Source organism: Streptomyces sp. NPDC058274 (assembly GCF_042881375.1).
Lineage (GTDB): Bacteria > Actinomycetota > Actinomycetes > Streptomycetales > Streptomycetaceae > Streptomyces.
The window spans coordinates 1-24,037 of record NZ_JBHVXW010000016.1 but is presented as its reverse complement, the minus strand read 5'-3'; the positions used below and the strand labels follow the sequence as shown (position 1 = coordinate 24,037).

The 24,037-nt window shown below is 69.8% G+C and carries 25 protein-coding genes and 1 rRNA gene; 16 read left to right on the top strand and 10 right to left on the bottom strand.

The window, feature by feature from the left end:
• Nucleotides 1-124: 124 nt before the first annotated feature.
• Nucleotides 125-481: a metal-sensitive transcriptional regulator gene (locus tag ACFVYF_RS26850; protein ID WP_389459386.1), complete on the top strand. Its 357-nt coding sequence runs from the start codon at nt 125-127 to the stop codon at nt 479-481.
• A gap of 154 nt (nt 482-635) precedes the next feature.
• Here ACFVYF_RS26850 and ACFVYF_RS26845 read toward each other — a convergent pair whose 3' ends face one another.
• Both ACFVYF_RS26845 and ACFVYF_RS26840 read right to left on the bottom strand, forming a co-directional pair.
• A complete protein-coding gene (locus ACFVYF_RS26845; RefSeq protein ID WP_389459384.1) occupies nt 636-821 on the bottom strand; it encodes a hypothetical protein in 186 nt (61 codons plus the stop codon).
• 120 nt (nt 822-941) lie between these two features.
• Nucleotides 942-1,784: a hypothetical protein gene (locus ACFVYF_RS26840; protein WP_389459383.1), complete on the bottom strand. Its 843-nt coding sequence runs from the start codon at nt 1,782-1,784 to the stop codon at nt 942-944.
• Between the two features lie 123 nt (nt 1,785-1,907).
• On the opposite strand from ACFVYF_RS26840, the gene ACFVYF_RS26835 reads away from it, so the two are divergent.
• Nucleotides 1,908-2,078: a hypothetical protein gene (locus ACFVYF_RS26835; RefSeq protein WP_389459381.1), complete on the top strand. Its 171-nt coding sequence runs from the start codon at nt 1,908-1,910 to the stop codon at nt 2,076-2,078.
• 19 nt (nt 2,079-2,097) lie between these two features.
• On the opposite strand, the gene ACFVYF_RS26830 is transcribed toward ACFVYF_RS26835, so the two are convergent.
• Nucleotides 2,098-3,078, bottom strand: coding sequence for a GlxA family transcriptional regulator (locus ACFVYF_RS26830; protein ID WP_389459380.1), 981 nt, complete (start codon nt 3,076-3,078; stop codon nt 2,098-2,100).
• Nucleotides 3,079-3,150: 72 nt separating this feature from the next.
• On the opposite strand from ACFVYF_RS26830, the gene ACFVYF_RS26825 reads away from it, so the two are divergent.
• Together ACFVYF_RS26825 and ACFVYF_RS26820 are read left to right on the top strand one after the other, a co-directional pair.
• Entirely contained in the window at nt 3,151-3,483 is a 333-nt protein-coding gene (locus ACFVYF_RS26825; RefSeq protein WP_389459377.1) for a cupin domain-containing protein, read from the top strand.
• A 93-nt stretch (nt 3,484-3,576) separates the two neighbouring features.
• Nucleotides 3,577-5,148 carry an FAD-binding oxidoreductase gene (locus ACFVYF_RS26820; RefSeq protein WP_389459376.1) on the top strand — a complete coding sequence of 524 codons (1,572 nt, stop codon included), beginning with the start codon at nt 3,577-3,579 and terminating at the stop codon, nt 5,146-5,148.
• A 34-nt stretch (nt 5,149-5,182) separates the two neighbouring features.
• On the opposite strand, the gene ACFVYF_RS26815 is transcribed toward ACFVYF_RS26820, so the two are convergent.
• Complete coding sequence (locus tag ACFVYF_RS26815) at nt 5,183-5,884, bottom strand: phosphatase PAP2 family protein (RefSeq protein ID WP_389459374.1); 702 nt, start codon at nt 5,882-5,884, stop codon at nt 5,183-5,185.
• A 223-nt stretch (nt 5,885-6,107) separates the two neighbouring features.
• A complete protein-coding gene (locus ACFVYF_RS26810) occupies nt 6,108-7,115 on the bottom strand; it encodes an NlpC/P60 family protein (RefSeq protein WP_389459627.1) in 1,008 nt (335 codons plus the stop codon).
• Between the two features lie 229 nt (nt 7,116-7,344).
• Here ACFVYF_RS26810 and ACFVYF_RS26805 point away from each other — a divergent pair, with 229 nt between their 5' ends.
• Nucleotides 7,345-8,004, top strand: a complete 660-nt coding sequence (locus ACFVYF_RS26805) for a hypothetical protein (RefSeq protein ID WP_389459372.1) — start codon at nt 7,345-7,347, stop codon at nt 8,002-8,004.
• Here ACFVYF_RS26805 and ACFVYF_RS26800 read toward each other — a convergent pair.
• A complete protein-coding gene (locus ACFVYF_RS26800) occupies nt 7,994-8,797 on the bottom strand; it encodes a trypsin-like serine peptidase (RefSeq protein ID WP_389459371.1) in 804 nt (267 codons plus the stop codon). The two genes, ACFVYF_RS26805 and ACFVYF_RS26800, sit on opposite strands and share 11 nt — an antisense overlap.
• Before the next feature lie 412 nt (nt 8,798-9,209).
• Between ACFVYF_RS26800 and ACFVYF_RS26795 the strand changes: the two genes are divergently transcribed.
• Both ACFVYF_RS26795 and ACFVYF_RS26790 read left to right on the top strand, forming a co-directional pair.
• The gene (locus tag ACFVYF_RS26795) at nt 9,210-10,193 is read left to right on the top strand and encodes a hypothetical protein (protein ID WP_389459369.1); all 984 of its coding nucleotides are present in this window, start codon (nt 9,210-9,212) and stop codon (nt 10,191-10,193) included.
• Entirely contained in the window at nt 10,190-11,548 is a 1,359-nt protein-coding gene (locus tag ACFVYF_RS26790) for a cytochrome P450 (protein WP_389459367.1), read from the top strand. Before ACFVYF_RS26795 ends, ACFVYF_RS26790 begins: the two co-directional genes overlap by 4 nt.
• Before the next feature lie 64 nt (nt 11,549-11,612).
• Here ACFVYF_RS26790 and ACFVYF_RS26785 read toward each other — a convergent pair whose 3' ends face one another.
• Nucleotides 11,613-12,194: a Uma2 family endonuclease gene (locus ACFVYF_RS26785; RefSeq protein WP_389459626.1), complete on the bottom strand. Its 582-nt coding sequence runs from the start codon at nt 12,192-12,194 to the stop codon at nt 11,613-11,615.
• 228 nt (nt 12,195-12,422) lie between these two features.
• On the bottom strand, nt 12,423-12,875 hold the full coding sequence (locus ACFVYF_RS26780) for an ATP-binding protein (protein ID WP_389459365.1): 453 nt from the start codon (nt 12,873-12,875) through the stop codon (nt 12,423-12,425).
• 209 nt (nt 12,876-13,084) lie between these two features.
• Between ACFVYF_RS26780 and ACFVYF_RS26775 the strand changes: the two genes are divergently transcribed.
• The 9 genes from ACFVYF_RS26775 (at nt 13,085) to ACFVYF_RS26735 (ending at nt 23,134) form a co-directional block, all read left to right on the top strand.
• A complete protein-coding gene (locus ACFVYF_RS26775) occupies nt 13,085-13,930 on the top strand; it encodes a helix-turn-helix domain-containing protein (protein ID WP_389459363.1) in 846 nt (281 codons plus the stop codon).
• 11 nt (nt 13,931-13,941) lie between these two features.
• Complete coding sequence (locus ACFVYF_RS26770; RefSeq protein ID WP_389459362.1) at nt 13,942-14,313, top strand: DUF397 domain-containing protein; 372 nt, start codon at nt 13,942-13,944, stop codon at nt 14,311-14,313.
• Complete coding sequence (gene bla, locus ACFVYF_RS26765) at nt 14,307-15,215, top strand: class A beta-lactamase (RefSeq protein WP_389459624.1); 909 nt, start codon at nt 14,307-14,309, stop codon at nt 15,213-15,215. The genes ACFVYF_RS26770 and bla overlap by 7 nt, the downstream gene beginning before the upstream one ends.
• 486 nt (nt 15,216-15,701) lie before the next feature.
• Nucleotides 15,702-16,010: a hypothetical protein gene (locus ACFVYF_RS26760; RefSeq protein WP_383276565.1), complete on the top strand. Its 309-nt coding sequence runs from the start codon at nt 15,702-15,704 to the stop codon at nt 16,008-16,010.
• A 204-nt stretch (nt 16,011-16,214) separates the two neighbouring features.
• Complete coding sequence (locus tag ACFVYF_RS26755; RefSeq protein ID WP_389459360.1) at nt 16,215-17,063, top strand: hypothetical protein; 849 nt, start codon at nt 16,215-16,217, stop codon at nt 17,061-17,063.
• Nucleotides 17,053-18,384, top strand: a complete 1,332-nt coding sequence (locus ACFVYF_RS26750) for a hypothetical protein (protein WP_389459358.1) — start codon at nt 17,053-17,055, stop codon at nt 18,382-18,384. The genes ACFVYF_RS26755 and ACFVYF_RS26750 overlap by 11 nt, the downstream gene beginning before the upstream one ends.
• Nucleotides 18,381-19,940 (top strand): SCO6880 family protein, encoded by a 1,560-nt coding sequence (locus ACFVYF_RS26745; protein WP_389459357.1) that lies wholly within the window; start codon nt 18,381-18,383, stop codon nt 19,938-19,940. The genes ACFVYF_RS26750 and ACFVYF_RS26745 overlap by 4 nt, the downstream gene beginning before the upstream one ends.
• 14 nt (nt 19,941-19,954) lie before the next feature.
• The gene (locus ACFVYF_RS26740) at nt 19,955-21,379 is read left to right on the top strand and encodes an ATP-binding protein (RefSeq protein WP_389459355.1); all 1,425 of its coding nucleotides are present in this window, start codon (nt 19,955-19,957) and stop codon (nt 21,377-21,379) included.
• A 210-nt stretch (nt 21,380-21,589) separates the two neighbouring features.
• Nucleotides 21,590-23,134 carry a type IV secretory system conjugative DNA transfer family protein gene (locus ACFVYF_RS26735; protein WP_389459353.1) on the top strand — a complete coding sequence of 515 codons (1,545 nt, stop codon included), beginning with the start codon at nt 21,590-21,592 and terminating at the stop codon, nt 23,132-23,134.
• A 111-nt stretch (nt 23,135-23,245) separates the two neighbouring features.
• On the opposite strand, the gene ACFVYF_RS26730 is transcribed toward ACFVYF_RS26735, so the two are convergent.
• Nucleotides 23,246-23,791: a GNAT family N-acetyltransferase gene (locus ACFVYF_RS26730; RefSeq protein WP_389459351.1), complete on the bottom strand. Its 546-nt coding sequence runs from the start codon at nt 23,789-23,791 to the stop codon at nt 23,246-23,248.
• 151 nt (nt 23,792-23,942) lie between these two features.
• Nucleotides 23,943-24,037 (bottom strand): 5S ribosomal RNA (gene rrf / locus ACFVYF_RS26725); the annotation flags it as partial.

The window sequence follows — 24,037 nt, the reverse complement described above, 5'->3', positions numbered from 1 at the left end:
GGGTCCGGCCCCAGCAGCGGGCAAGGGCTCCATACCCAGCGAAATTCGATACCATATACCCACCAGGGGTATATGTAACCGGCGAACCCGACAGGTTCGCCGACCGGATCAGCAGGAGGACGCGATGACGACCACCGAGGCCGGCGCGACGGCGCCCTCCGGCCAGCCGCAGGAGATCGTGACGGACCACGACCGCGGCGTGCACGGGTATCACCACCAGAAGGACGAGCACCTCAAGCGGCTGCGCCGGATCGAGGGCCAGATCCGCGGTCTGCAGCGCATGGTCGACGAGGACGTGTACTGCATCGACATACTCACCCAGGTCTCCGCGTCCACGAAGGCCCTGCAGTCCTTCGCGCTCCAGCTCCTGGAGGAGCACCTGCGCCACTGCGTGGCGGACGCGGCGGTCAAGGGCGGCGCGGAGATCGACGCGAAGGTCGAAGAGGCCACCAAGGCGATCGGCCGCCTGCTCCGCACCTGACGGCCCGGGCACCGGACCACAACGGAACGGCCGGGACAGCCGGACCCCGGAACACAACGGCACCGGCCGGGACAGCCGGACAGCGCACGAAGCGGAACCCAACCGGCCGGACCCCGGACGAAGCGAACCCGATACCCGGACTACGAAACCCGGACTACGCGCCCGCGTCCCGCTCCCGCCCCCGCTCCTCGGTCACCTTCAGCACCTCGTCGATGCTCTCCAGGCTGAGCCGGTCCTCGCCGGCGGCCGACGCGGCGATGATCAGGTCCCCGCACAGCTCGATCTCGGCGAGCGCCACGTGGTCCTGGACTGCCGTACCGCCGAGCGGAGCCACGTGCATCACCTCTTCCTGCCGTCACCGACTTCCTAGAGTAGGGAGCGCCCCACACCCCGCGCATGGCACCAACGGACCATTTCCGGCCCCGCACATTCCGGCCGCTCCCGCCCCTCGATCGGTGCTCTACGGCTCGGCGATCTTCCCGGCGAAGATGTCCGCGGCCCCCGGAAGCCGTACGTCCACGGGCGCCCCGAAGTCGTACAGCAGCGTCGTCGAGGCGACCACGACGGTGCCTTTCCGCTGGCCGTTGACGAAGCTGAACCGGTGCCGGACCTTGCGGATCCGCCCCTGGTCGTCGAGGTAGACGTCGAACGGGACGACGGCGGTGGCGAACCCCTTGGCCGCCGCCTTCAACGCGTCCCGGTGGCCGGCCGAGGCCCGCCGCGCGGCGAGTTCCAGGTCGGCGGTGCCGCGATAGTGCCGTACCGCGGTCCCCGCCACCTCGGTCTCGCCGACATAGGTCGCGGTGCGCGTCCCGCGCAGCAACTCGGCGGCCGTGAACGGGTCGGTGGCACCGCCCGTGACGAGGTTCCCGTCGGAGAGCGTCGCCGTCTCGACGCGCACCCACTTGTCGGCGGGCACACCGGCGCCGCGGTTCTTCATGAACAGGGCGCCCGGGGCGAGGAGTTCGGTGATGGGCCGGTGCTCGGCGGCGCCGGCCGGGTCCTGAGGGAGCATCACCTTCAGCTGCCCGAGGCGCTCCTCGTAGTCGTAGACACCCTCGCCGCGGATGGTGACCCGGGTGCCGCCGGTGGCCATCTCCATGGACGTACGGGCCTTGGAACTGCCCGCCCGCTGCAGTGCGGCGGCGGACTGGCGTACCACCTCGACGGAATCGGCGCCGGTCCGCGCGTCCTCGGCCGCGGCCCCGCCGCCCGCACAGCCCGTGCCGCCGGCCATGACCCCCAGCGCGGTGACGACGGCGACGACCGCCGGCCCGGTACGCCTGTGCTCCCGCTCCACCATCGCCTGCCTACCCCCAAGCCGGTCCGTCCGTCCACGGGCCCCCTGTCGTTCGGCTTAACGACGGCTGGAAGTCCCCGTCACGCGCACACCGGGCGTTCACTTGGGCTGGGTAACGTTGTCAGGGTGGCGCAGCAGGACGAGGTGACCCCTCCCCAGGAACACCGCACGACGACGACCGAGCAGGGCCGCTTCTGTCTGGCCCGCTGTACCTGCGGCTGGCGTGGCCCGGCCAGACGGGCCCGCAGCCTGGCCCGCACGGACGCGGCGACCCACGCCGGCGGCCCCCTCACCTAGGACCTGCCCGGCCGCATGCTCACCCGGCGGCCCGGACCCCGTCCGCCCCGTCCCGGCCGAACACGCGCCGGTACGCCCCCGGTGTCGTGCCCAGCGCGGCCCGGAAGTGCCGGCGCAGATTGACGGCGGAGGACAGCCCGACCCGGAGGGCGACGGTCTCGACCGGCAGGCCGGTCTCCTCCAGGAGCTGCCGCGCCACGTCGAGGCGGCGGGCCAGCAGCCACTGGCCGGGACTGACCCCGAGCTGCTCGGCGAAGCGGCGGGCCAGGGTGCGCGCCGAGACGCCGGCCCGCTCGGCGAGCCGGTCCACCGTCAACGCGCCGTCGAGCCGTCCGAGAGCCCACTCCAGGACCGGCCCCAGGGAGACATCGGGCGGCGCGGGCGTGGCGGGCGGTGCCACGTACTGCAGCTGGCTGCCCTCCCGGCGCGGCGGGAGCACCATGCTCCGGGCCACCGCGGCGGCGTACGAGGCGCCGTGGTCACGTCGTACGAGGTGCAGGCACAGGTCCACCCCGGCGCCGGTCCCGGCGCTCGTGGCGACGTCCCCGTGGTCCACGAACAGCACGTCCGGGTCGACCTCGACCGCCGGGAACGCGGCCGCGAACTGTTCCGTGCGCCGCCAGTGCGTGGTGGCCCGGCGCCCGTCGAGCAGTCCGGCCCGTGCCAGGACGAACGCCCCGGTGCAGATGGAGACGATGCGTGCCCCGCGCCGGTGGGCCGCCCGCAACGCGTCCAGGACGGCCGCCGGGACGTCCGCGCCGGGCGGCTGCCAGCCCGGTATCACCACGGTGTCGGCGTCCTCCAGGGCGGCCAGGCCGGCCTCCGCGACCAGCGCGTGCCCCACCGTCGTGCGCAGCGGGCCGGGCCGCTGGGCGCAGATCCGGAAGTCGTAGTGCGTGGGCAGATCCGGCCGCACCCCACCGAACACCTCGGCCGCGCAGGCGAGTTCGAAGGGGGACTGCGGTTCGTTGAGCAGCGCGACGACCCGGTGCGGTGGCATGGCAGGAATATACCCAGGGATGTCATTCCAGACTCTCGTGCACCCCGGCCCGCCCCGGCCAGAGTGGGCGCCATGACCGACCACAACGCAAGCGAGAGCACCCCGGAAGCGACCGTCGTGCACATAGACGACATCACGCCCGACGAGGTGGCTCCCGGCATCCTCCGCCGCCGCCTCCCCCGGACCGACCGGGCCCGCGCCTGGCTGATCGACTTCGAACCCGGCACCGAGTGGCCGGAGATCGACGTCCACGCCTCCGAGGAGCGCTACTTCGTGCTCTCCGGCGAGGTCATTGAGGGCCCGGAGCGCCACGGCCCCGGCACGTACGTGGTCTTCGCGCCCGGCAGCAGCCACCGCCCCCGCACGGAGACGGGCGCACGTATGCTCGGGATCACGGTCCTGTAGCGGTTCCGTCCGCCGCTGGTCACGTCGGCGCCCCCGTGGAACCCTCGGGCCCGGGCACCCGTCTCGTTCCACGGGAACCAACGGGAGGCGCACATGCAACGGCGTACGTTCATCGGCGGAGCAACCGCCGCAATCGCGGCGGCGGCCACGTCCGCGTGCAGCGGCGGGAGCGGCGGCGGCAGTGCCGCCGCGGGCGCCGGCGAGACCGCGTCCACGGCGACGAATCTGCAGTCGGCCACCACGACCGGTGCCGCCGCCGCTGCCAACTGGACCGCGCTGGCACGGGACTTGGACGGCGCCCTGATACGCCCGGGCGACCGCTCCTGGGCGGCCGCCCACCAGCTCTACAACACCCGCTTCGACTCCCTGAAGCCCGCCGCGGTCGCCTATGTGTCGCACACCGACGACATACGCACCGCGCTCTCCTACGCCCGCGCGCACCACGTCACCGTGGCGATCCGCAACGGCGGCCACTCCTACGCCGGCTGGTCCTCCGGGAACGGCCGCCTCGTCATCGACGTCTCCAAGCTGAACAAGATCCGGTCCTCCGGCGGCTCGGCCGTCGTCGGCGCCGGCTCCAAGCTGATCGACGTCTACCGCGCGCTCGCCGCGAAGGGCGTGACGATCCCCGCCGGCTCCTGCCCGACGGTCGGCGTCTCCGGTCTGACGCTCGGCGGCGGCCACGGCGTGGTCTCCCGCGCGTACGGCCTGACCTGCGACAGCCTCACCCAGGCCACGCTGATCACCGCCGACGGCAAGCAGCTCACCGCGAACGCGACGGAGAACAAGGACCTCTTCTGGGCCCTGCGCGGCGCGGGCAACGGCAACTTCGGTGTCGTCACCGAGCTCCAGTTCAAGACCCACCCCGCGCCCCAGGCCGTCTCGGCGTACATGAGCTGGCCGTGGTCCAAGGCAGCGGCCGTGGTGAAGGCGTGGCAGGAGTGGGGCCCGGACCAGCCGGACGAGATCTGGTCCTCGTGCCATCTCGCGAACGCGGCGGGCGGCACCCCCACGATCTCCGTCGCCGCGTTCTCCCTCGGCACCTACGGCGAACTGCAGAACGCGGTGGACCGGCTCGCCGACCGGATCGGCGCGCCCGCGCGCAGTGTGTCGCTGAAGAGGCGGTCGTACGAGGACTCGATGGAGGTGTACGCGGGCTGCTCGTCCTTCGCGACGGATGCCCAGTGCCATCTGCCGGGCTCGACCCCGGGCCGTTCCCCGCAGGGCGCCCTCGGCCGGGAGACCTACGCGGCCCGCTCGGACTTCTTCGACCGGTCGATCTCGGCGGCCGGGATCCAGACGCTCCTGAAGCAGATGTCGGGGGTCCGCGGCGGCGCCGGAAGCATCGCGCTCACCGCGCTCGGCGGAGCGGTCAACCGGGTCTCGCCCACCGCGACGGCCTTCGTCCACCGCCGCTCCCGGATGCTCGCCCAGTACATCGCCTCGTGGCAGGCAGGCACGTCAGGAACGACCGCTCAGTCGTGGCTGGATTCCGCCCACACGGCGATGCGCGGCCACGCCTCGGGCGCCGCGTACCAGAACTACACGGACCCCACGCTCACGAACTGGCGCAAGGCGTACTACGGCGATGCGGCGACCCGCCTGGCCACGCTGAAGAAGCAGTACGACCCGAACCACTTCTTCACGTACCCGCAGGCGCTGTAGCTCCCCGGGACCCGGTGGCGGCGAGGGCCGGAGCCTAAGCCGCCAGGTCCCGGTCCTCCGGCAGCTCCGTCGAGGTGCCCGGGATCAGCAGGTCCCGCTCGGCGGGGACCGAGCCCCGGGCCCGGATCAGCCACCCCGCCCGCGCCGACCGCTCCACCGCTTTGGTGACCGGCGTCAGCAGCGCCATGGCGAGCGGGGAGAGCAGCAGGGCGACCGCGGTACCGAGGGCGAAGCCGCCGATGACGTCCGTCGGGTAGTGCACGCCCATGTAGACCCGGCAGAAGCCTTCGAGCAGCGCGAGTCCGATGCCGGCGAGACCGAACTTGCGGTGGGCGACGAAGAGGCCGACGCCCATCGCCATGGTGAGCGTCGCGTGGTCGCTGACGAAGGAGAAGTCGTTCTTGCCGGACACCAGGACGTCGAGCCCCGGATGGTCGACGAAGGGCCGGGGCCGCTCCACGAAGCCGCGTATCGGCACGTTCACCAGCACGGCGATCCCGGCCGCCAGCGGCGCCCAGACCAGCGCGGCCACGGACGACGCCGCGTCCTCGCCGCCCTGCCGCCGCACGCCCCGCCAGCACCACAGCACGAGCAGCACCATGGCGAGCAGCAGTCCGTACTCACCCACGAACTCCATGCCGCGGTCGAACCACTGCGGCGCGTCCTTGGCCAGGCCATTGATGTCGTACAGCAGACCGACGTCGGGGTTGGAACCGGATTCGGCGAGTCCAGCCATTGCGCTGAGGCCCCTTCGTCGTCATTTCCCGCGACCGCACACGTTCGTGCGCCGCTCAGTGCCACCCCCGTGGTGGATGAACCACGTTCCGCTTTCCGGCACGCGCTACATCAACAGGAACGCACACTCCCCTTCAGTACGTTCCACCCTCCACCGAATGATCACTCAGACGTTATCGAAGAGAGACTCATCGCCCCAGCTCAGGGGTGGGTTGATGAGGGTTTCACACCGAGGTGGGCAATGCTTTCGCGCCATCCTCGGTGACCCGGGTCGCCCCGAAATAGTCCGGGGTGTCGATGGGGTCGAAGCGGATCACGGCGCCCGTGCGCGGAGCGTCGATCATGTATCCGCCGCCCACATAGATTCCGACGTGCCGGATGGTCCGGGAGTCGGTGAGGTTGTCCGAGAAGAAGACGAGATCCCCCGGCAGGAGTTCGCTCCGCGAGGGGTGCGCGCCGGCGTTGTACTGGTCGTTGGCGACCCGCGGCAGGGTGACCCCCACGCTCTCGTACGCGGCCTTCGTCAGCCCCGAGCAGTCGAACCGTCCGCCCTGGTCAGCGGTGCCGTTGCCGCCCCAGAGATAGGGCGTGCCGAGCTTCTTCTGCGCGTAGTAGATGGCCGCGGCCGCCTGCTTGGAGGGGTCGACCCGGTCCACGGGCCGGGCGAAGCTCTTCTCCAGGGTGGTGATCGTCTTCACATAGTTCTGGGTCTCCTTGTACGGCGGAACGCCTCCGTACTTGATGACCGCGTAGGCCCCCGCGTTGTACGCGGCGAGCATGTTCTCGGTCTGGTTTCCCGGCGCGTCCTTCACATACGAGGCGAGCTTGCAGTCGTAGGACGCGGCCGATGGAATCGCGTCATTCGGGTCCCAGACGTCCCGGTCGCCGTCGCCGTCACCGTCGACTCCGTGCGTGGCCCAGGTCCCGGGAATGAATTGCGCTATTCCCTCGGCCGCGGCCGGGCTCTTCGCGTTCGGATTGAAGCCGCTCTCCTGGTAGAGCTGGGCGGCCAGCAGTGCCGGGTTGATGGCGCCGCAGAGATTGCCCCACTTCTGCACGAGCGATTGGTACGCGGCGGGAACGGCACCCTTGGCGAGTCCGACCGCCCCGCCCCCGATGCCGTTGGCGAGGTTCCCGGCGACCATGTAGACGCCGACGACGAGCAGCATCACGAAGGCGAGCCCCGTCCCGGCGGCAGCGGTCGCCACGATCCATGCCTTACGCACCGTCAACCGCCCCTCGCCGCCCAGGAGTCCGCCGAGGTCAGTGTAGAGGCGCACCCTGCGCGACGGGATGATCACGCACAAAGAGAGAACGGGCGCGCCCCGTCCTGTCGGCGGCGATCGCTACGATCCATGCCCTACGCACGTCAACCGCTCCTCGCCGCCCAGGAGTCCGCCGACGTCGGTGCAGAGGCGGCTCAGGCGCGGCGGGATGATCACGCACAAGGAGAATCCTCACGTGTCGACCCCGCCCCAGCATCCGAACCAGCCCGGCGGCAACCCCTTTGCCGCACCGGGCGGTTACGCCCCGAACGCGGCACCGCAGCCCGGCTACGCGACCCCGCAGCCCGGTTACGCCGCTCCCCAGCCCGGTTACGCGGCACCGAATCCGGCCCCCGGCCAGAACCCGTACGCCCAGGATCCGGCGTACGGCCAGAATCCGTACGGCGCGCAGAACTCCGCGTACGGGCAGCCCGGCCAGGCCCCGGGCCCCCAGTACGGCCAGGGCCCGTCCATAGGGTGCCGGACCTGTGGCGCGCAGCCCGCCGGCGACATCACGATCCGTCAGCACACGGGCCTGCTGATCGCGATGCGGTTCTCCAAGATGGAGGGCCCGCTGTGCCGCAACTGCGCCACCGCGATCCACCGGGACATGACGACGAAGACTCTGGCGGGCGGCTGGTGGAGCCCGGTGTCCCTGGTCCTCTTCACCCCGCTGACGCTCCTGTGGAACCTGTACGCCCACACGAAGCTCAAGAAGTTGCCGCACCCGATGCCGTCCCCGACCGGGATCGCCGTCGACCAGGGCAAGCCCGTCCTGCACCGCCCGCTCGCCTATCTGGCGCTGATCCCCGTGGGCTGGCTCGTCACCCTCCTCGCCGTGGGGCTCACGAGCTAGCGGAGGAGGTCGGGGGGCACGAGCCGGCGGTCGCCGTGCGGTAGAGCGCGGCGGCCTCGTCGCCGAGGACGACGCTGTACGAGATGTCCGCGGTGTTCCCGCCCTGCTCGAAGCCGCCGATCACCCCGACGACCTCGCCGTCCCCGTTCACCCACGGGCTGCCGCTGGTCCCGCCCGTGAACGCGGGACAGTCGATGCGCTGCTGGGTGGGGCTCTGGACGGTGGGCTTGTTGGTGCAGGTGATCGGCGCCTCAAGGGACTTGGGGTATCCGGTGACGGTCACGGCGGTCGCCCCGGTCGCCCGCCCGGTGGCGAACGTGTCGCCGCCCACGACGTCCTCCAGGGCCTTGCCGCCCACATCGCCGACCACCGCGAAGGCGACGTCGCTGTCCTCGTCCTGGCCGGTGGTCCACGCGTCGGCCGCGTAGGTCTTCTTGACCTCCCAGATCCCGTACGGCGCCGTGCCGTCCCGGTAGCCGGGCACGAAGCGGAGCGTTCCGCCGCCGTCCAGACAGTGCGCGGCGCTGACGATCAGGTTCCGTCCCGCGCTGTGCACCACCGACGCCGTGCAGAAGTGCGCGCCGTCCAGGCCACCGCTGCCGCTGTCGCTGCCGCCGCTGAAGAGGGCGCCCACCCGGGCGCTCCCCGCGGTGGCGGCGGCCGGCACGGTCACGCCCAGCGGGCCGGGTCCGTCGTCCGCTGCCGCCACCGAGGACGTGGTGGCGGCCAGCAGCAGGGCCACGGCGAGCAGGGCCGGGCGCAGGGTGCCGAGGGGACGCGGGGTGCGCTTCATCAGCTGACACCTTTCCCCCGGATCCGAGAAAAATCCTGGGAGCACACTGGGAAGAGCCTATGAGTACGAGGCCGACGGGGCATCTCGAACCGTCCCGGACACCGCCACATGTGCCATGAATCGATTCTTTACCGATCGACTATCAACTTTTAAGTGTACTGACCCCGTACTTAATGGAAGAGCCGTTGTGGCGATTCGTGAAGGCGTGTGATCATCAAGTCGCCGGGATGGCGCCATGCCGATCCCGCAGATATCGGTCGGCAAAGCCACAACTGCCAACGGAACGTGAGGCGTTCCGGCCTCCGCTTGCCCACTCCCGCCGCACAGAGCCACCGGCAGCCCGTACGACCCGACTTGGCGTGCCGACGGCACGTCCTGCCCCCCACCGGCCCACGATCTGTGTGGAGAACTCATGCAAGGAAAACTGCGGGCCCCGCTCGCCCTGCCCCAGTTGAGCTACCCGTTCGCATCAGAGATCAGCCCGCACGCGAACGAGGTCGACGCTCAGGCCTTCGGCTGGGCCAGGCAGATGAACATCCTCGACTCCGCGATGACAGCGCAGTACTCAGGGCTGCGCGTCGGGCGCCTGGCCGGCCGAACCAGTCCGCGCAGCGAGCGGGCCGGCCTCCAACTGCTCGCGGACTGGCAGTTATGGCTCTTCGCCTTCGACGACGCCTACTGCGACGAGTCCGCCACGGGCGAGGATCCCGAACTGCTGGCCCGGACCGTCGTCGACTACCTGCGCATCATCGAGGATCCCGGCCAAGTGCCGGACGACGCCGATCCGTTCATGGGTGCACTGGCCGACCTCAGGGACCGCCTTCTCGCCCACGCGAGCCCCATGCAGTGGATGCGCTTCGTGCATTCGGTCACCGGCTACTTCCTCTCCCAGTGCTGGGAGGCCGCGAACCGAAGCCGGCGGACCGCTCCGACCCTGGTGGAGTACCTCCACATGCGTCGCCACAGCGGCGCCGTCCCCACCTGCATGGCTCTCATCGACGTGGCGGGAGGGTTCGTTCTGCCGCAGGAGGACTTCGCGAATCCCCACGTGATGTCGTTGGCCCAGCAGGCCACGAACATCGCCTGCTGGGCCAACGACATCCTCTCCTATCCCAAGGAGGTGGCCCGCAGCCGGAGCGTGCACAGCCTGCCTCCCATTCTCTCCGCGCAGTACGGCATCGACATGCCCGAGGCGCTGCACCGGGCGGGGCAGATGCACGACCACGCGGTGCGCCAGTACCTCGAGCAGGAGACCACCGCCCGGGCGCACGCCGGTCCGCAACTGCACCGCTATCTCGACGACCTGAGGTTCTGGATGACCGGAAACCTCGACTGGTCCCTGGAGACGCGCCGTTACAACAGCGTCGACGCTCTCGACGAAGTGAGGCCGGCATGACCGCGACCACCGCCGTACCCACCGCCCCGGGACGGCTCCCCCTGATCGGACATGCCGTACCTCTTCAGCGAGACCCCATGCGGTTTCTCGCTCAGCTGGGAGAACTCGGCTCCGTCGTCCAGGTCCACCTCGGACCGCTGCCTGTGTACGTGATCACCCGGCCCGAACTCCTGCACGAAATCCTCGTCACCAAGGCCGACAGCTTCGAAAAGGGCCAACTGTTCGACAAGGCCCGGCATTTCCTCGGAAACGGCATCATGACGTCCGGCGGTGCATTCCATCGCCGCCAGCGCCGTCTCCTGCAGCCCGCTTTCCACCGGCAGAAAATCAGCCATTACTTCACGGTGATGGACGAAAAGGCCCGGGAACTCGCGGAGAGCTGGAAACCCGGACAGGCGGTCGAACTCATGAGGAGTCTCGACGAGCTCGCGCTGGCCATCGTCACCGCCACGCTGTTCACCACCGACCTCGGCCGGCACGCGGTCGACGAGATCCAGAAGAGCCTGCCGATCGTGGTGGACGGCGTCACCCGGCGGACACTCCTGCCGGTCGATGTCCTGCACCGGCTGCCCACCCCGGCGAACCGGCGCTTCGACAGCGCTCACGAGCGGATCCGTGAGGTCATCGACCAGGTGATCACCGCGTACCGCGCCGACGGAACCGACCACGACGACCTCCTGTCCCTCGTCCTCGCCGCCCGTGATGCCGAAACGGGACAGGGCATGACCGATCTGCAGGTACGCGACGAGCTGGTCACGTTGATGCTCGCCGGTGCCGAGACCGTGGGCAGTTCGGTCGGCTCGGTCCTGCACGAACTGGGTCGCCACCCGGACGTACAGGCCCGCGTACGCGCCGAACTGGACCGCGTACTCCAGGGCCGTCCGGTCACCGCCGAGGATCTCCCGAAGCTCGAGTACACCGGGCGCGTGCTGACCGAAGCCCTGCGTCTGCACGCCCCGACCTGGCTGCTGATGCGCCGCACGACGGCCGGCGTCACGCTGGGCACGACTCAACTGCCCGCCGGCAGCGAGGTCCTGTTCAGCATCTCGACCTTGCACCGCGATCCCGCCGTCTATGACGAGCCGCTCGCCTTCGACCCGGACCGCTGGCTGCGGCACTCGGTGAAGGATCTCCCCCGCGGCGCCTATCTCCCGTTCGGAGAGGGCGCCCGGCAGTGCATCGGCAACACGTTCGCCTGGGCCGAGATGGTCGTCATCCTCGCCGCGATCCTGTCCCGCTGGAACCTGACGCCGGCGCCAGGGCCGGACCCCAAGCACCTGTACCGCGTGATCTCCCGCCTGGACCACGTCACCATGATCCTCACCCCGCATACGGCACTGACACAGAATCCCTGACGCACCCTCAGTGCGCCCCGGCCCCCCGGCGCCGGGGCGCACCCGGACAGCAACTCACCGCGACTCAGCTCCCGTACACCGGGAATCCGTCCGTCGCGACCTCGAAGCCGAGTGGCTCCGGCAGGGCTACAGGCTCTCCGTACTTGCCGGGCAGCACGTCACGGTAGGCGCCGTTGTCGGGACGGGTGTGCAGGGCCCAGGTGCCTTTCCGGGGGTCGACGACAAGGAGAACGGCCACCCCCGCGACCGCGTACCAGTCGGCCTTGTCTCTGATCTCCCTGGACTTCTCGGACTTGGAGATGACCTCGACGGCGACTTCGACGTCGTGTGGATCGAGCAGCCAGTCGTCCGATTCCAGGAAGTCCCTGGGGCAGACCAGGAGATCCGGTGTCACGAAGTCGTCCGGTTCATCCGGCATCGCGATGGACGACACCTCCACCGCGACAAGCTCCGGCCGCAGCTGCGGCCTGATGATCCCCTCAAGTAGATGGATCACTCCCGCGTGCTTGCCACGCGGGGTCGGGGACATCACGAGTGTTCCTCCCAGAACCTGCACACGCAGACCCGTCGCTTCCTCGATCTTTTCGGCGACCTCGCGCAGGTTCCCCGGGCGGGGCTTGGGCCGGATCGGCGGCACCGACGACATCGTCACGACGCGCGACCTCCGCCCTTCCGGCTCCGGTTCCTCGGCTGCGCGAGCGGCATCGGTGGGAGGCCCGACATCCCGCTCCGCAGTGAATCCACCGTACTGTGCCGCCTCCTCCGCCGCCGCCTCTGTCCCGCACCCCGCGGCCCTGCGGACCGCACCCCTGGCGCGCTGCTCGACATCCGTCACCCCGACCCCTCCCTCACACTCCGATCACGCCATTTCACTCTAGGTCACCCCACTGACAGTCCGGCCCGTGCACTCGGCCCACAGCAGCTTCCCGCCCTTCGACGCGCCCAGCTCCCGCAGGACGGAGGCGCCCCACGCGTCCGCGCAGGCCCGCACGAGGTGCAGCCCCCGGCCGTTCTCGGCGTCCTGCGGCGGCAGTACGGCGGTGGAGGCGCCCTCCGTGAAGCCGGGCGGCACCTTCGGGTCGGTGTCCCATACGGCGACCACGAGCCGTTCCGGCGCGGTCGAGCGGATCCGCAGGGCGTAGGGGCCGCTGGTGTGCAGGTGCGCGTTGGTGAGCAGCTCGGCCGCGAGCAGTTCCGCGGTGGGGGTGAGGTCGTTCAGACCGTGGGCGGCCAGGATCGTCCGCAGGGTGGCCCGCGCGATCCCCGGGGCGCGGGGATCATGCGGAAGTTGCAGGGTGTAGGCCCAGGACGGGGATACGGTTGCCATCGGAAGTCTCCCGGTTCGGAGGGGAGTTGGGTGATTTGGTTACGGTGCCCAGTGACCGCGGCCGCTCCGTCGAGCGGGGTGCTTCTGGGGCAGGCGCCTCGAGAAAAAGGTAGCGCGAAGTTGTAAGTTGTTAGACCTAGATACATGAACTGCTTCAGTATTCACGCTTGTGGGTGACACAGCAGTGCCGAGGGAGTCGAGGGTTGGCCATGAGAAGCACCCCCACCGGGCGTCAACTACGGCTGGGTGCCGAACTGCGCAAGCTGCGTGAGCGGGCGGGTCTGACGTCGACGCAAGCCGCGCAGCTCCTTGGCATCAAGCAGAACCAGGTCAGCAACATGGAGGCCGGTCGCCACGGTGTAAGCCCCGAGCGCCTGCGCACCATCGCCTGTCACTACGACTGCTCCGACAAGCCCCTCGTCGAAGCCCTCGCCGCCCTGACCCCGGATCGCAGACGTGGCTGGTGGGAGGAGTACCGAGAGATCCTGCCGACCGGGATGCTGGACCTCGCCGAGCTCGAACACCACAGCACACGGCTGCGAACTGCCGTGACCGTCCACATCCCGGGTCTCTTCCAGACCACGGAATACGCTCGCGAGATCTTCCGCCAGGCCGTGCCGGAGCTACCGCCCCCGGACGTGGAACACCGGGTGTCCTTCCGGGTCAAACGGCAGGCCATCCTCTTCCGGGATCCACCGACCCCGCAGCAGGTCATCGTCCACGAGGCCGCCCTGCGCATGAAGTTCGGCGGCCCCCGCGTGACCCGCGACCAGCTCAAGTACCTGCTTGACCTGAACGAGCGGGAGCACGTCGCGATTCACGTCATCCCGTTCGACGCCAGCGTCTTCCCCGGCTCCGGCCAGTCGATCTACTACGTCGAGGGCGCCGTACCGCAACTCGACACCGTGAACCTCGACCAGTCCCACGGCCCGGTGTTCCTCGATGCCGAGGCGCAACTGAACAAGTACCGCGTACTGCTGGACCGCATGGAGTCCGCGGCCCTCGACCCTGAGGCGTCTGCGAGCTTCATCCACAACATCATCAAGGACCTCTGAGGGAGCTCACGATGCTCACATCCCCCTGGCAGAAGTCGTCCTACTGCGCTGAGGGCAACTCATGCGTACACGTAGCCCGAGACGGCGCCGGAACGATCCGTCTCACGGAGAGCGGCGACCCCCGTCGAGCCATACTCGGAGCCGCCCCCGGCGCCTTCCACGACTTCCTGCGCCTGCTGAAGGAGGCCCCCGGGGCCCCCGTGACGCGCGGCCCCCGGATCGAGCTCACCTTCGGCGCGGACGACTCCGTACAGCTGTGTGAAACCGGCGACCCCGCCACCGTCGTCACTACAACCCGGAAGAAGTGGGACGCCTTCGTACTCGGTGTACGGGCAGGTGAGTTCGACCACTTCGTTGCGGGACTGGAGGAAGAACGATCTTAGGCTCAAGGAAGTCGACCCCGACGCGCCGCGCCCTGCTGACGACCGGCGCCGCCGCCACCCTCGTACTGGCCGCGGGACCGGCGTACGCGGACACCCGCGGCCGGGACACGCGGGCCCGCCTGCGGGAGCTGGAGGAACAACACGGGGCCAGGGTGGGCGCGTTCGCGCACAACCTGGCCACCGGGGCGAGAGCCCGCTACCGGGCGTCGGAACTGTTCCCGATGTGCTCGGTGTTCAAGACGCTGGCGGTCGCGGCCGTACTGCGGGATCTCGACCACCACGGCGAGACGCTCGCGAAGCGCATCCACTACACGAAGGCGGAGTGGACGGCCGCGGGCGGCGGGTCGGTCACGGTCAAGCCGGAGAACCTGGCCGCCGGCATGACCGTCGAGGAACTGTGCGACGCGGCGATCCGCTTCAGCGACAACCTCGCCGCCAACCTGCTGCTCCGCGAACTCGGCGGCCCCGCGGCGGTCACCCGGCTCTGCCGTTCGGTCGGCGATCCGACGACCCGCCTCGACCGCTGGGAGCCGGAGCTGAACACGGCGGAACCATGGCGGGTGGAGGACACGACCACCCCGGCGGCCATCGGCCGCACGTACGCCCGACTCGCCCTGGGCAACGCCCTGAACGATGAGGACCGAACCCGGCTGACGGCCTGGCTCCTCGGCAACACCACCAGCGCCAAGCGCTTCCACGCGGGCCTGCCCGCGGACTGGACGATCGCCGACAAGACGGGAACGGGCAGCTACGGCACCGCCAATGACGTGGGCATCGCCTGGACCCCGTCCGGCGCCCCCGTCGTCCTGGCCGTACTGACGACCAGGACCGCCCCGGACGCCGCGCCCGTCGACTCCCTGGTCGCCGAGACGGCCAGGGCCCTGGCGTCCGCCGTGGCCTGACCCGGCCACCGGAGCACCCCCGCGTCCCTGCGACGCACCGCCCGCAGAACCCGGCGCCACCCACAGCGGGCCGCGGCAACCAGCCGCGGTCCGTTGTCATGTGACGCCGAATCCGGCGATAACCTTCACAGCGGACAGGTACCGCCCGGAACGAGACGGGCCGGAGGCGTCGGCGGCGCGGGCGACCCGAGAGGGCGCTCACGGCGTAAAAGGGGTTAACGACCGAACCACACGACAGGTTCCGGTTCGACTTCATTGCCCGGCGTGACCTGCCGTGATACACAGAGTGACCATACGACCCCTTGCATACCGTTTCGCACCCCTGACCCGGGGTCCGCGCGAACCGGCGGCAGGGGATTCGTACGGAATCCCGCCAACCAATGACGTCAAGTCGACATACGGCAGCGTCATTGTCGGCGAGAATGAACTGACCTCTGCGCAGCGGCAGAGGGTGGAGAGAACTACCCACTAGGGGCGGTGACTTACATGCTTTTCGCAGCCGATAAGGGCGACATCACCACAATCATCGGCGGGATCGCTCCGGACTGGGGTCCCTTCGGCAGCCTGGGCAACGAGGCGAAGGTGATGATCGAGGTGGTGATGGCGGTCGCCATCCTGCTCTGCCTCGGCCTCGCCATCTGGGGTGCCGCGAAGCAGCGCATCGGCGCGACGGCCCTGCGGGACACCTTCAGCGCCGAACAGGGCAAGGGCCTCATCATCGCGGGCCTGACCGGAGTCTTCATCATCGGCTCCCTCGGCACGCTCTTCACCATCGTGTACGGCATGGCTGTCTAGGGCCGGCCGGGCCGCCCGGCCTGGCACTTCGCCAGCCCCGGCCGGGCCCGCCCGGTTCCCCTCCGCCCCATCCATCCGTCGTGCCCACCGGCTGAGGTTGCGTTTCCCTGATGTCGAGTCACCACACCGCGCCCGCGCGGGAACCAGCACGGCTACCGTCGTACTGCTACGCGTTTCGGTACGAGGTCGAGGGGGCTGCGCGGCATGAGTCTCGGTGACGATCACGGATACGGCGACTCGTCACGCGGTGACGACGGCGGATACGGGGGTTCCGGGCAGACCCGCACCCGCCTTCCCGACCGCCCCGGCGACGTCTACGGCGGTGCGCGGCGCGGCCGTTCCTCCTCCCGCAGCCTGATCACCGTCGTCGGCGTCGTCGTCCTCCTCATCGCCGCGATCGCCTTCGCCAACCGTGGCGACGACGGTTCCTCCGGAACGGCCGACGGCAACAAACCGGACTCCGCGCCGACGGCTGCGTCCGGGCAGCGGCCGGTGAAGTCGAAGACGGGGGACATCCCGTCGGGGTTCGCACATGACGAGCAGGGGGCGCAGAGCGCGGCCACCAACTACGGTGTGGTACTCGGCTCGACCGGGATGTTCGACGCCGCCCAGCGGCACGCGATCGTGAACACCGTGTACGCGCCCGAAGGCGCCGCAGCGCGGCAGTCCGACCTCGACAAGGCGTACTCCAACGAGAAGTTCCTGACCAACATCGGCCTGGACAAGAACGGCGCGGCCCCCAACGGCCAGACGTTCATCTCGCGGGTCGTGCCGGTGGGCACCAAGGTCACCTCCGCCACCGCCGACAGCGCCACCGTTGAGCTCTGGTACACATCGCTCTTCGGCCTGTCCGGCCAGGGTTCCACGAACCCGGTGTCCGAGAGCTGGTACACGACCACGTACGAGCTGAAGTGGATCAGCGGAGACTGGAAGGTCACCGACTTCACGCAGAAGGACGGTCCCGTGCCGGTCGGTCGCGACCAGAAGGCCTCCACCGCTGACGACATGACCAAGGCTGTCGAGGAGTACGGAGGGTTCACGTATGCCCGCTAACCATCGTGTACTCAAGGTCGCCGCCGCTGTCATGGCCGTCCCGGCCACCACGGTGCTGCTGACCACGCGCGCCTACGCAGCCCCCAGACCTTCGCCGTCGAAGAGCAACGACCCGTGTGACCTCATCCGCGGCGCCGCCAAGCAGTACTGCGAACGCGACAGCGGCGACCAGGGACTCACCGGCGGTGGCACAACCGGCCTCGGCTCGACCCTCGACCCCCTCTCCTCCCTGGCGAAGGGCTGCGCCGACGCCGCCGCGTGGACCGTCGACAAGCTCTCCGAGGCCGTCAAGGCGACCGCGAACGTCGACTTCACGAACCCCAAGTTCCTTCAGCAGTACGCGGTCGTGTTCGCGGCCTCGACGATCCTGACCCTGCTGCTGTGGGTGCTGGCGGTCGCGAAGAGGGCGGTGCGGGGAGTCCCGCTCACGACCGCCCTGTCCGAGGCGATCGGCTTCCTCTGGCTGACCGTGCTCGCGTCGGCCTTCACCCCGCTGATCCTCTACACGGTCGTATCGGCGACGGACGGCGTCACGGAGGTGCTCGCCAAGACCACCGGCAACCAGACGGACACGTTCTTCGGCACGTTCTCCGGCGCCCTGAGCAAGGGCGAGAACATCGGCGGCGGCCCGATCATGCTGATCGTCGTCTCGCTGGTGTCGATCCTCGCGGCCGGCGTCCTCTGGCTGGAGCTGGTCATCCGGGCCGCGCTCCTCTACGTGGGCGCCCTCCTCGGCACCGTCGTGTACGCGGGGCTCGTCGACAAGAACCTGTGGGGCCACGTCCGCCGCTGGGCCGGGATCATGATCGCGGTGATCCTGGTGAAGCCGGTCATCGTGATCGTGCTGGGCCTCGCCGGCGCGCTGTCCACCGACAGCGGCCCCGACGCCTTCTCCGCCGTCGTCTCCGGCCTCGCCATCATCCTGCTCGCCATCTTCGCGAGCGCCATGATCTACCGCTTCGTCCCCGGCTTCGGCGACGAGGTCGCGAACTCGCGCAACAACCGCATCATGCAGGGCGCCGAAGGCAAGGCGGCCGCCGTGATCAGCTCCCCGGCGACCCTCGTCGCCCAGGGCATCAAGACCCACAGCACCCGCGCCGACAGCAACGGCGGTGGGGGCGGAGGCGGCGGCGGAGGCCAGGCGCGTCCCGCCAACCCCGCTTCCGGCGGTGTGGCCGCGCACAGCACCCGTACGCCCGGGGGCGGCGGCGGATCTGTCCCCTCCGCCGCACCCCCGCCGCGTTCGAGCCCGGTCAACACCCCGCACGCCGGCAACACCCGCAACAGCAGTACCAATCGCTCGGGAGGTGAAGGGCGTTGACGACCGAGTCCCACGTGTCCCATCCGGTCACGCCCCGCCGTACATATCTGATCGGCCGCGCCCGGCCGAACGCGATCGTCGGCAGGAACCGTGAGTCAGGCGAGATCGCGCTCATCATCGGGGGCGCGTTCCTGGGCATGATGTGCGGACTCCTCGTCCCCGTCCTCTCCCTGCGCATCGTCCTGCTGATGGGCTTCCCGCTGCTGGCGCTGGCCGCCGTGTACGTCCCCTACAAGCGGCGGACCTTCTACAAGTGGTTCGAGATCAACCGCAGTTACAAGCGTTCCCTGCGTCAGGGCACCGCCTTCCGCTCCAACGTCATGGAGGCCGGCACCCGGCTGGACGGCCGCGAGGTCGAGATCGGCCCCCCGCCCGGGATCGGCCGGATCAACTGGCTCGCCGCCCCCTTCGGACCGGACGAGATCGCCGTACTGCTGCACGCCGACCGGCGCACGGTCACGGCAGCGATCGAGATCGAGGGCCCCGGCGTCGGCCTGCGGGACAGCGAGGACCAGGAAGCCCTCGTCGACCGCTTCGGCACCCTGCTCAAGCACGTCGCGAACGGCGACGGCTTCGTCACCCGCCTCCAGATGCTCGCCCGCACCCTCCCCGCCGACCCGGACGCGCACGCCAAGGACGTCTCCGTACGCGGCGACGACCGGGCACCCGGCTGGCTCCAGCAGTCGTACGAGCAGCTGCAGTCCATGGTCTCCACCAGCAGCGAGCAGCATCGCGCGTATCTCATCGCCTGCATGCACTACTCCCGCGAACTCGCCGCCGAGGCCCAGGCCATGGCGCGGGCGGCGCGGCCGCACGGCGGGCGGAAGCTCGACCGGGACGCGGGACTCGCGGTCGTCATGGCGCGCGAGCTGACGGACATCTGCTCCCGGCTCCAGGAGGCCGACATCCGCGTACGGCAGCCGCTGGGCCAGGGCCGCCTCTCCTCCCTGGTCCACTCCATGTACGACCCCGACCACCCCATCGACCACATCCAGGCGATGACGAAGCGCAACGCCTGGCCCGCCGAGCTCGACGCCATGGAGCCGACCTACCTCCAGGCGAAGACCCGCGAGTCCTCCACCCGCGCGCCCTGGTGCCACGCCACGGCCTGGGTGAAGGAGTGGCCGATGACCCCGGTGGGCGTCAACTTCCTTGCCCCGCTCCTCGTCCACACCCCGGACGTCATCCGGACCGTGGCCGTCACCATGGACCTCGAACCCACCGAGGTCGCCATCGAGCGGATGCTGACCGAGAAGACGAACGACGACGCCGAGGCCAGCCGCGCCGCCAAGATGAACCGCACCGTGGACCCGCGCGACGTCGCCTCGCACAACCGCCTCGACCAGCGCGGCGAGGACCTCGCGAGCGGAGCCGCCGGCGTGAACCTGGTCGGCTACATCACGGTCTCCTCGCGCACCCCCGAGGCGCTGGCCCGCGACAAGCGGACCATCCGCGCCTCGGCCGGCAAGTCGTATCTGAAGCTGGAGTGGTGCGACCGCGAGCACCACCGCGCCTTCGTGAACACACTGCCGTTCGCCACCGGAATCCGCAGGTAGGGGCTGATGTTCTGATGCGGGATCCGCTGTCCGCCGCGACGGACGCCTTCACGTCCTTCCTCTTCGGCAAGATCGAGACGACCCGCCTCCCGGTGCGCACCTCGACCGGCCAGGCCCAGGCGGTCTACCTCCCGACCGCCGCCCCGGGCCTCGGCGACTCGGGCGTCATCATCGGCCGCGAGGTGTACTCCGGCAAGGGCTACATCTACGACCCCTTCCAGCTCTACGGCCAGCAGCTCCCGGCACCCCACTGGCTGGTCCTCGGCGAGTCCGGCAACGGCAAGTCGGCACTGGAGAAGACGTACGTCCTACGGCAGTTGCGCTTCCGCGACCGCCAGGTGGTGGTCCTGGACGCCCAGGGCGAGGACGGCGTCGGCGAGTGGAACCTCATCGCCGAGGAGCTGGGGATAACCCCCATCCGGCTCGACCCGACAGCCGCCCTGGACATGGGGATCCGGCTCAACCCGCTCGACCCCGCGATCACGACCACCGGCCAGCTGGCGCTGCTCCGGACGATCATCGAGGTCGCCATGGGGCACGGCCTCGACGAACGCTCCGGCTTCGCTCTGAAGGTCGCGCACGCCTACGTCAACGAGACCATCGTCGAGCGCCAGCCGGTGCTGATGGACATCGTCGAGCAACTACGGCACCCCGAGCCCGAGTCGGCCGAGGCGATGAACGTCGCCATAGACGACGTACGGGCCTGGGGCCTGGACGTGGCCCTGGTCATCGACCGACTGGTCGACGGCGACCTGCGCGGCATGTTCGACGGCCCGACGACCGTGGGCATCGACCTCGACGCGCCGCTCATCGTCTTCGACCTCTCCCACATCGACCGGAACTCGATCGCCATGCCGATCCTGATGGCGATCGTGGGCGTCTGGCTGGAGCACACCTGGATCCGCCCCGACCGGAAGAAGCGCATCTTCCTGGTCGAGGAGGCCTGGCACATCATCAACAGCCCGTTCGTCGCCCAGCTCTTCCAGCGCCTGCTGAAGTTCGGCCGACGCCTCGGCCTGTCGTTCGTGGCGGTGGTTCACCACCTCTCGGACGTCGTGGACGGAGCGGCGGCGAAGGAGGCGGCCGCGATCCTGAAAATGGCCTCCACCCGGACGATCTACGCCCAGAAGGCGGACGAGGCACGATCCACGGGCCGGGTCCTCGGCCTGCCCCGCTGGGCCGTCGAGATCATCCCGACCCTGACCCCCGGCATCGCGGTCTGGGACGTCAACGGCAACGTCCAAGTGGTCAAGCACCTGATCACGGAGACCGAACGCCCCCTCGTCTTCACCGACCGCGCCATGACCGAGTCCTCCGAACACCATCTCGCCGACGAGGCCCTGCGCGCCGCCGAACTGGAGGCCGAGGAACGAGCGGCGGCCTTCATGGAACAACACCTGACCGACCTGGACGGCTCGTCCGAGTCCACGGTGGCATGAGCGGCGGTACGGGCGCCGGTGCGCGCACCGGTATGAACACCGGTATGAACACCGGTATGAGCACCGGCATGGGCACCGGTATGAGCACCGGTATGAGCGAAGTCGTGGCCGGCGGCGACGCGAGACGTGACGTGGGAACGCGCGACGTTGGAACGCGCGATGTTGGAACGCGCGGCTTGAGATCGCGTGATGTGAGAACGGTGGCGTGAGATGAGACAGGACGAGCGCGACCACCGCCACGGGGGCGAAGGCGGCATCCCCGACGGCCTGTTGATCGGGGTCCTCGCCTTCCTGCTGGGCATGACGCTGATGGTGTGGACGGCGACGGGCCTCGCCGGCCTGTTCACCCACGGCGCCTGGCCCGCCCACGTCACCTTCGCCCACACCCCCCTGGCCATGCGCTCCCTCATCGGCCGCCCCCACGACATCCCCGGCGCCTGGCCGGACACCCCCTCCGCCCAACTCTCCGGATACGGCCTCTTCTGGGGGCTGTTCATCGGCCAGCTGATGGTCCTCCTGGTCCTCACGGTCTTCGTCCTGGGAACGGCGGCACGCTGGCGAGCGGGCAGAGCGAGACGGAGGGCGGAGGCGGCAGAGCCACAACCGCAACCGCAACCTGATCGGCCAACCGAACGGGTGGGTGGGCGGGAAACCCATCGCGCCGAAGGCGCGCTCGTCCCAACGGAGGCGGCGCAGCCGCTGGAACAGACCGATCCGGTGGGTGGGTGGGAGAACAATCGCGCCGAAGGCGCCCCACAAACCCAGGCGGCGCAGCCGCGGAACACCCCGGAACCCCCACCCACGTGGGAGAAACCCCCGGTACCCCCACAACGCGGCCCACTGATCCTCGGCCCCGCCGAAACCCGCCACCCCCTCGCCGCCCAGGCGATCCGAGACGCAGAGGGCCCCGCCCTCGTCATCACCTCGAACCCGACCGTCTGGTCGGACACAAAAGACGCCCGAGCCAAGCTGGGCCCCGTCCTGCTCTACGACCCCGCACACCTGTGCGACACCCCGGCCCGCCTCCACTGGAACCCCGCAGCCGGCTGCGAAGACAGGGCAACAGCCACCGCAAGGGCGGCAGCCCTGCTCTCCCCCGTCCGCCCCACCGCAAAGGTGGACCAGGCGATGGCAGACGTGGCGGAAACGCTCCTGCGCAGCTACCTGCACGCCGCCGCCGTGGAGGGCCGAGCCTTCCGTCACGTCCACCGCTGGGCCCAGGGCACCCAGGTCCAGGACGCCGTACGAACCCTCCGTACGAACCCCAAGGCCGCGTCGGGCTCCGCCGGCGAACTCGAGGCCGCCCTCACCTCGCACCCCGAACGCCGGGACATCGCACAGGAGTTGACGGCCCGTGCGCTGTCCTCCCTGTTCACGGTCAACGTCCGTGAGTCCTGCACCCCAAACCGAACTGATGCACTCACGTTGGATTCCTTCGTCAACGAAGGGGGCACGCTTTATGTGGTCGGTGAACCGATCGAAGACCCCAAGACGAACCCCGGCGCGATGCCGCTTCTGACGGCCCTCGCCTCAAGCGTGGTCGAGCGCGGCCGGCGCATGGCCGAACGGTCATCCTACGGTCGCCTCGACCCACCACTTGCCCTCGTCCTCGACGACGTGGCGGCAGTCGCCCCGCTCCCCCAGTTCCCGGAGCTCCTGGCCACCGGAGCGGACCGAGGGCTCCCGACCCTGGCCCTGCTCCGCTCCCACGAACAGGGCAGAGCCCGCTGGCCCCAGTACGAACTCCCGGTCTGACCGCGGCACTCTGCCCGCGATACGCAGCCGAGGCACCCGCCTCTCCGACGCGTACGCAGCCGAGCGCCCGCCTCTCCGAACGGTCCCTGCTGGACTGGCGTGGCCCCCGGCTCACGGCCGCTTGAACACGAGCTCCAGCTCCCGCTCCCCGGACCCACCGGGCACCGGCACGGTCGCGCCCGACGCCACGAACCCCACCTTGCGATAAGCCGCCGCGGCCCGGGAGTTCCGCTCGTGCACAAAGAGCCGCACCCGTTCCAGACCGCGTCCCCAGGACCACTCGAGAGCCGCGTCGAGCAGCGCCCCGATCAGCCCGCTCCCCCGCTGCTCCGGCCGTACGAAGACCCCGACCACATGTCCCTGTGCCTGCTCGACCGCGTGTCCGAAGGGATCCGTGCCGCCGGCCGCCTCGACCAGCACGGTCACGGACCCGGCCCACTCCCCATCGGTCCCCTCGGCGATGAACTGCTGCCGCTCGGTCGTCCCCGCGGCCGCCCCAGCCGCCCGTTCACGCCAGTACGCGTCGGCCCGGACCGCCGCCTCCTCGTACGTCTCCAGGAACGCGAGAGGCGCGAGGGGATCCTGAAGCGCGGCCAGCCGCAGCGCCTTCACCTCGGCCCACTCTTCGGCACGTATGGAACGGATCACGTGGTTCATGCAGGCCACGGTAATACCCGGCTACCGCACCCGACACCTCATATACGGCCCCGCACTACGCCTACAGCCCCGCACTACGTCTTGAATATGTCCGGAAATGCAGAAAACCCCCGTACCAGGAATCCCGTACGGGGGTTTTCTTTCAAAATTTGTTCGGCGGCGTCCTACTCTCCCACAGGGTCCCCCCTGCAGTACCATCGGCGCTGTGAGGCTTAGCTTCCGGGTTCGGAATGTAACCGGGCGTTT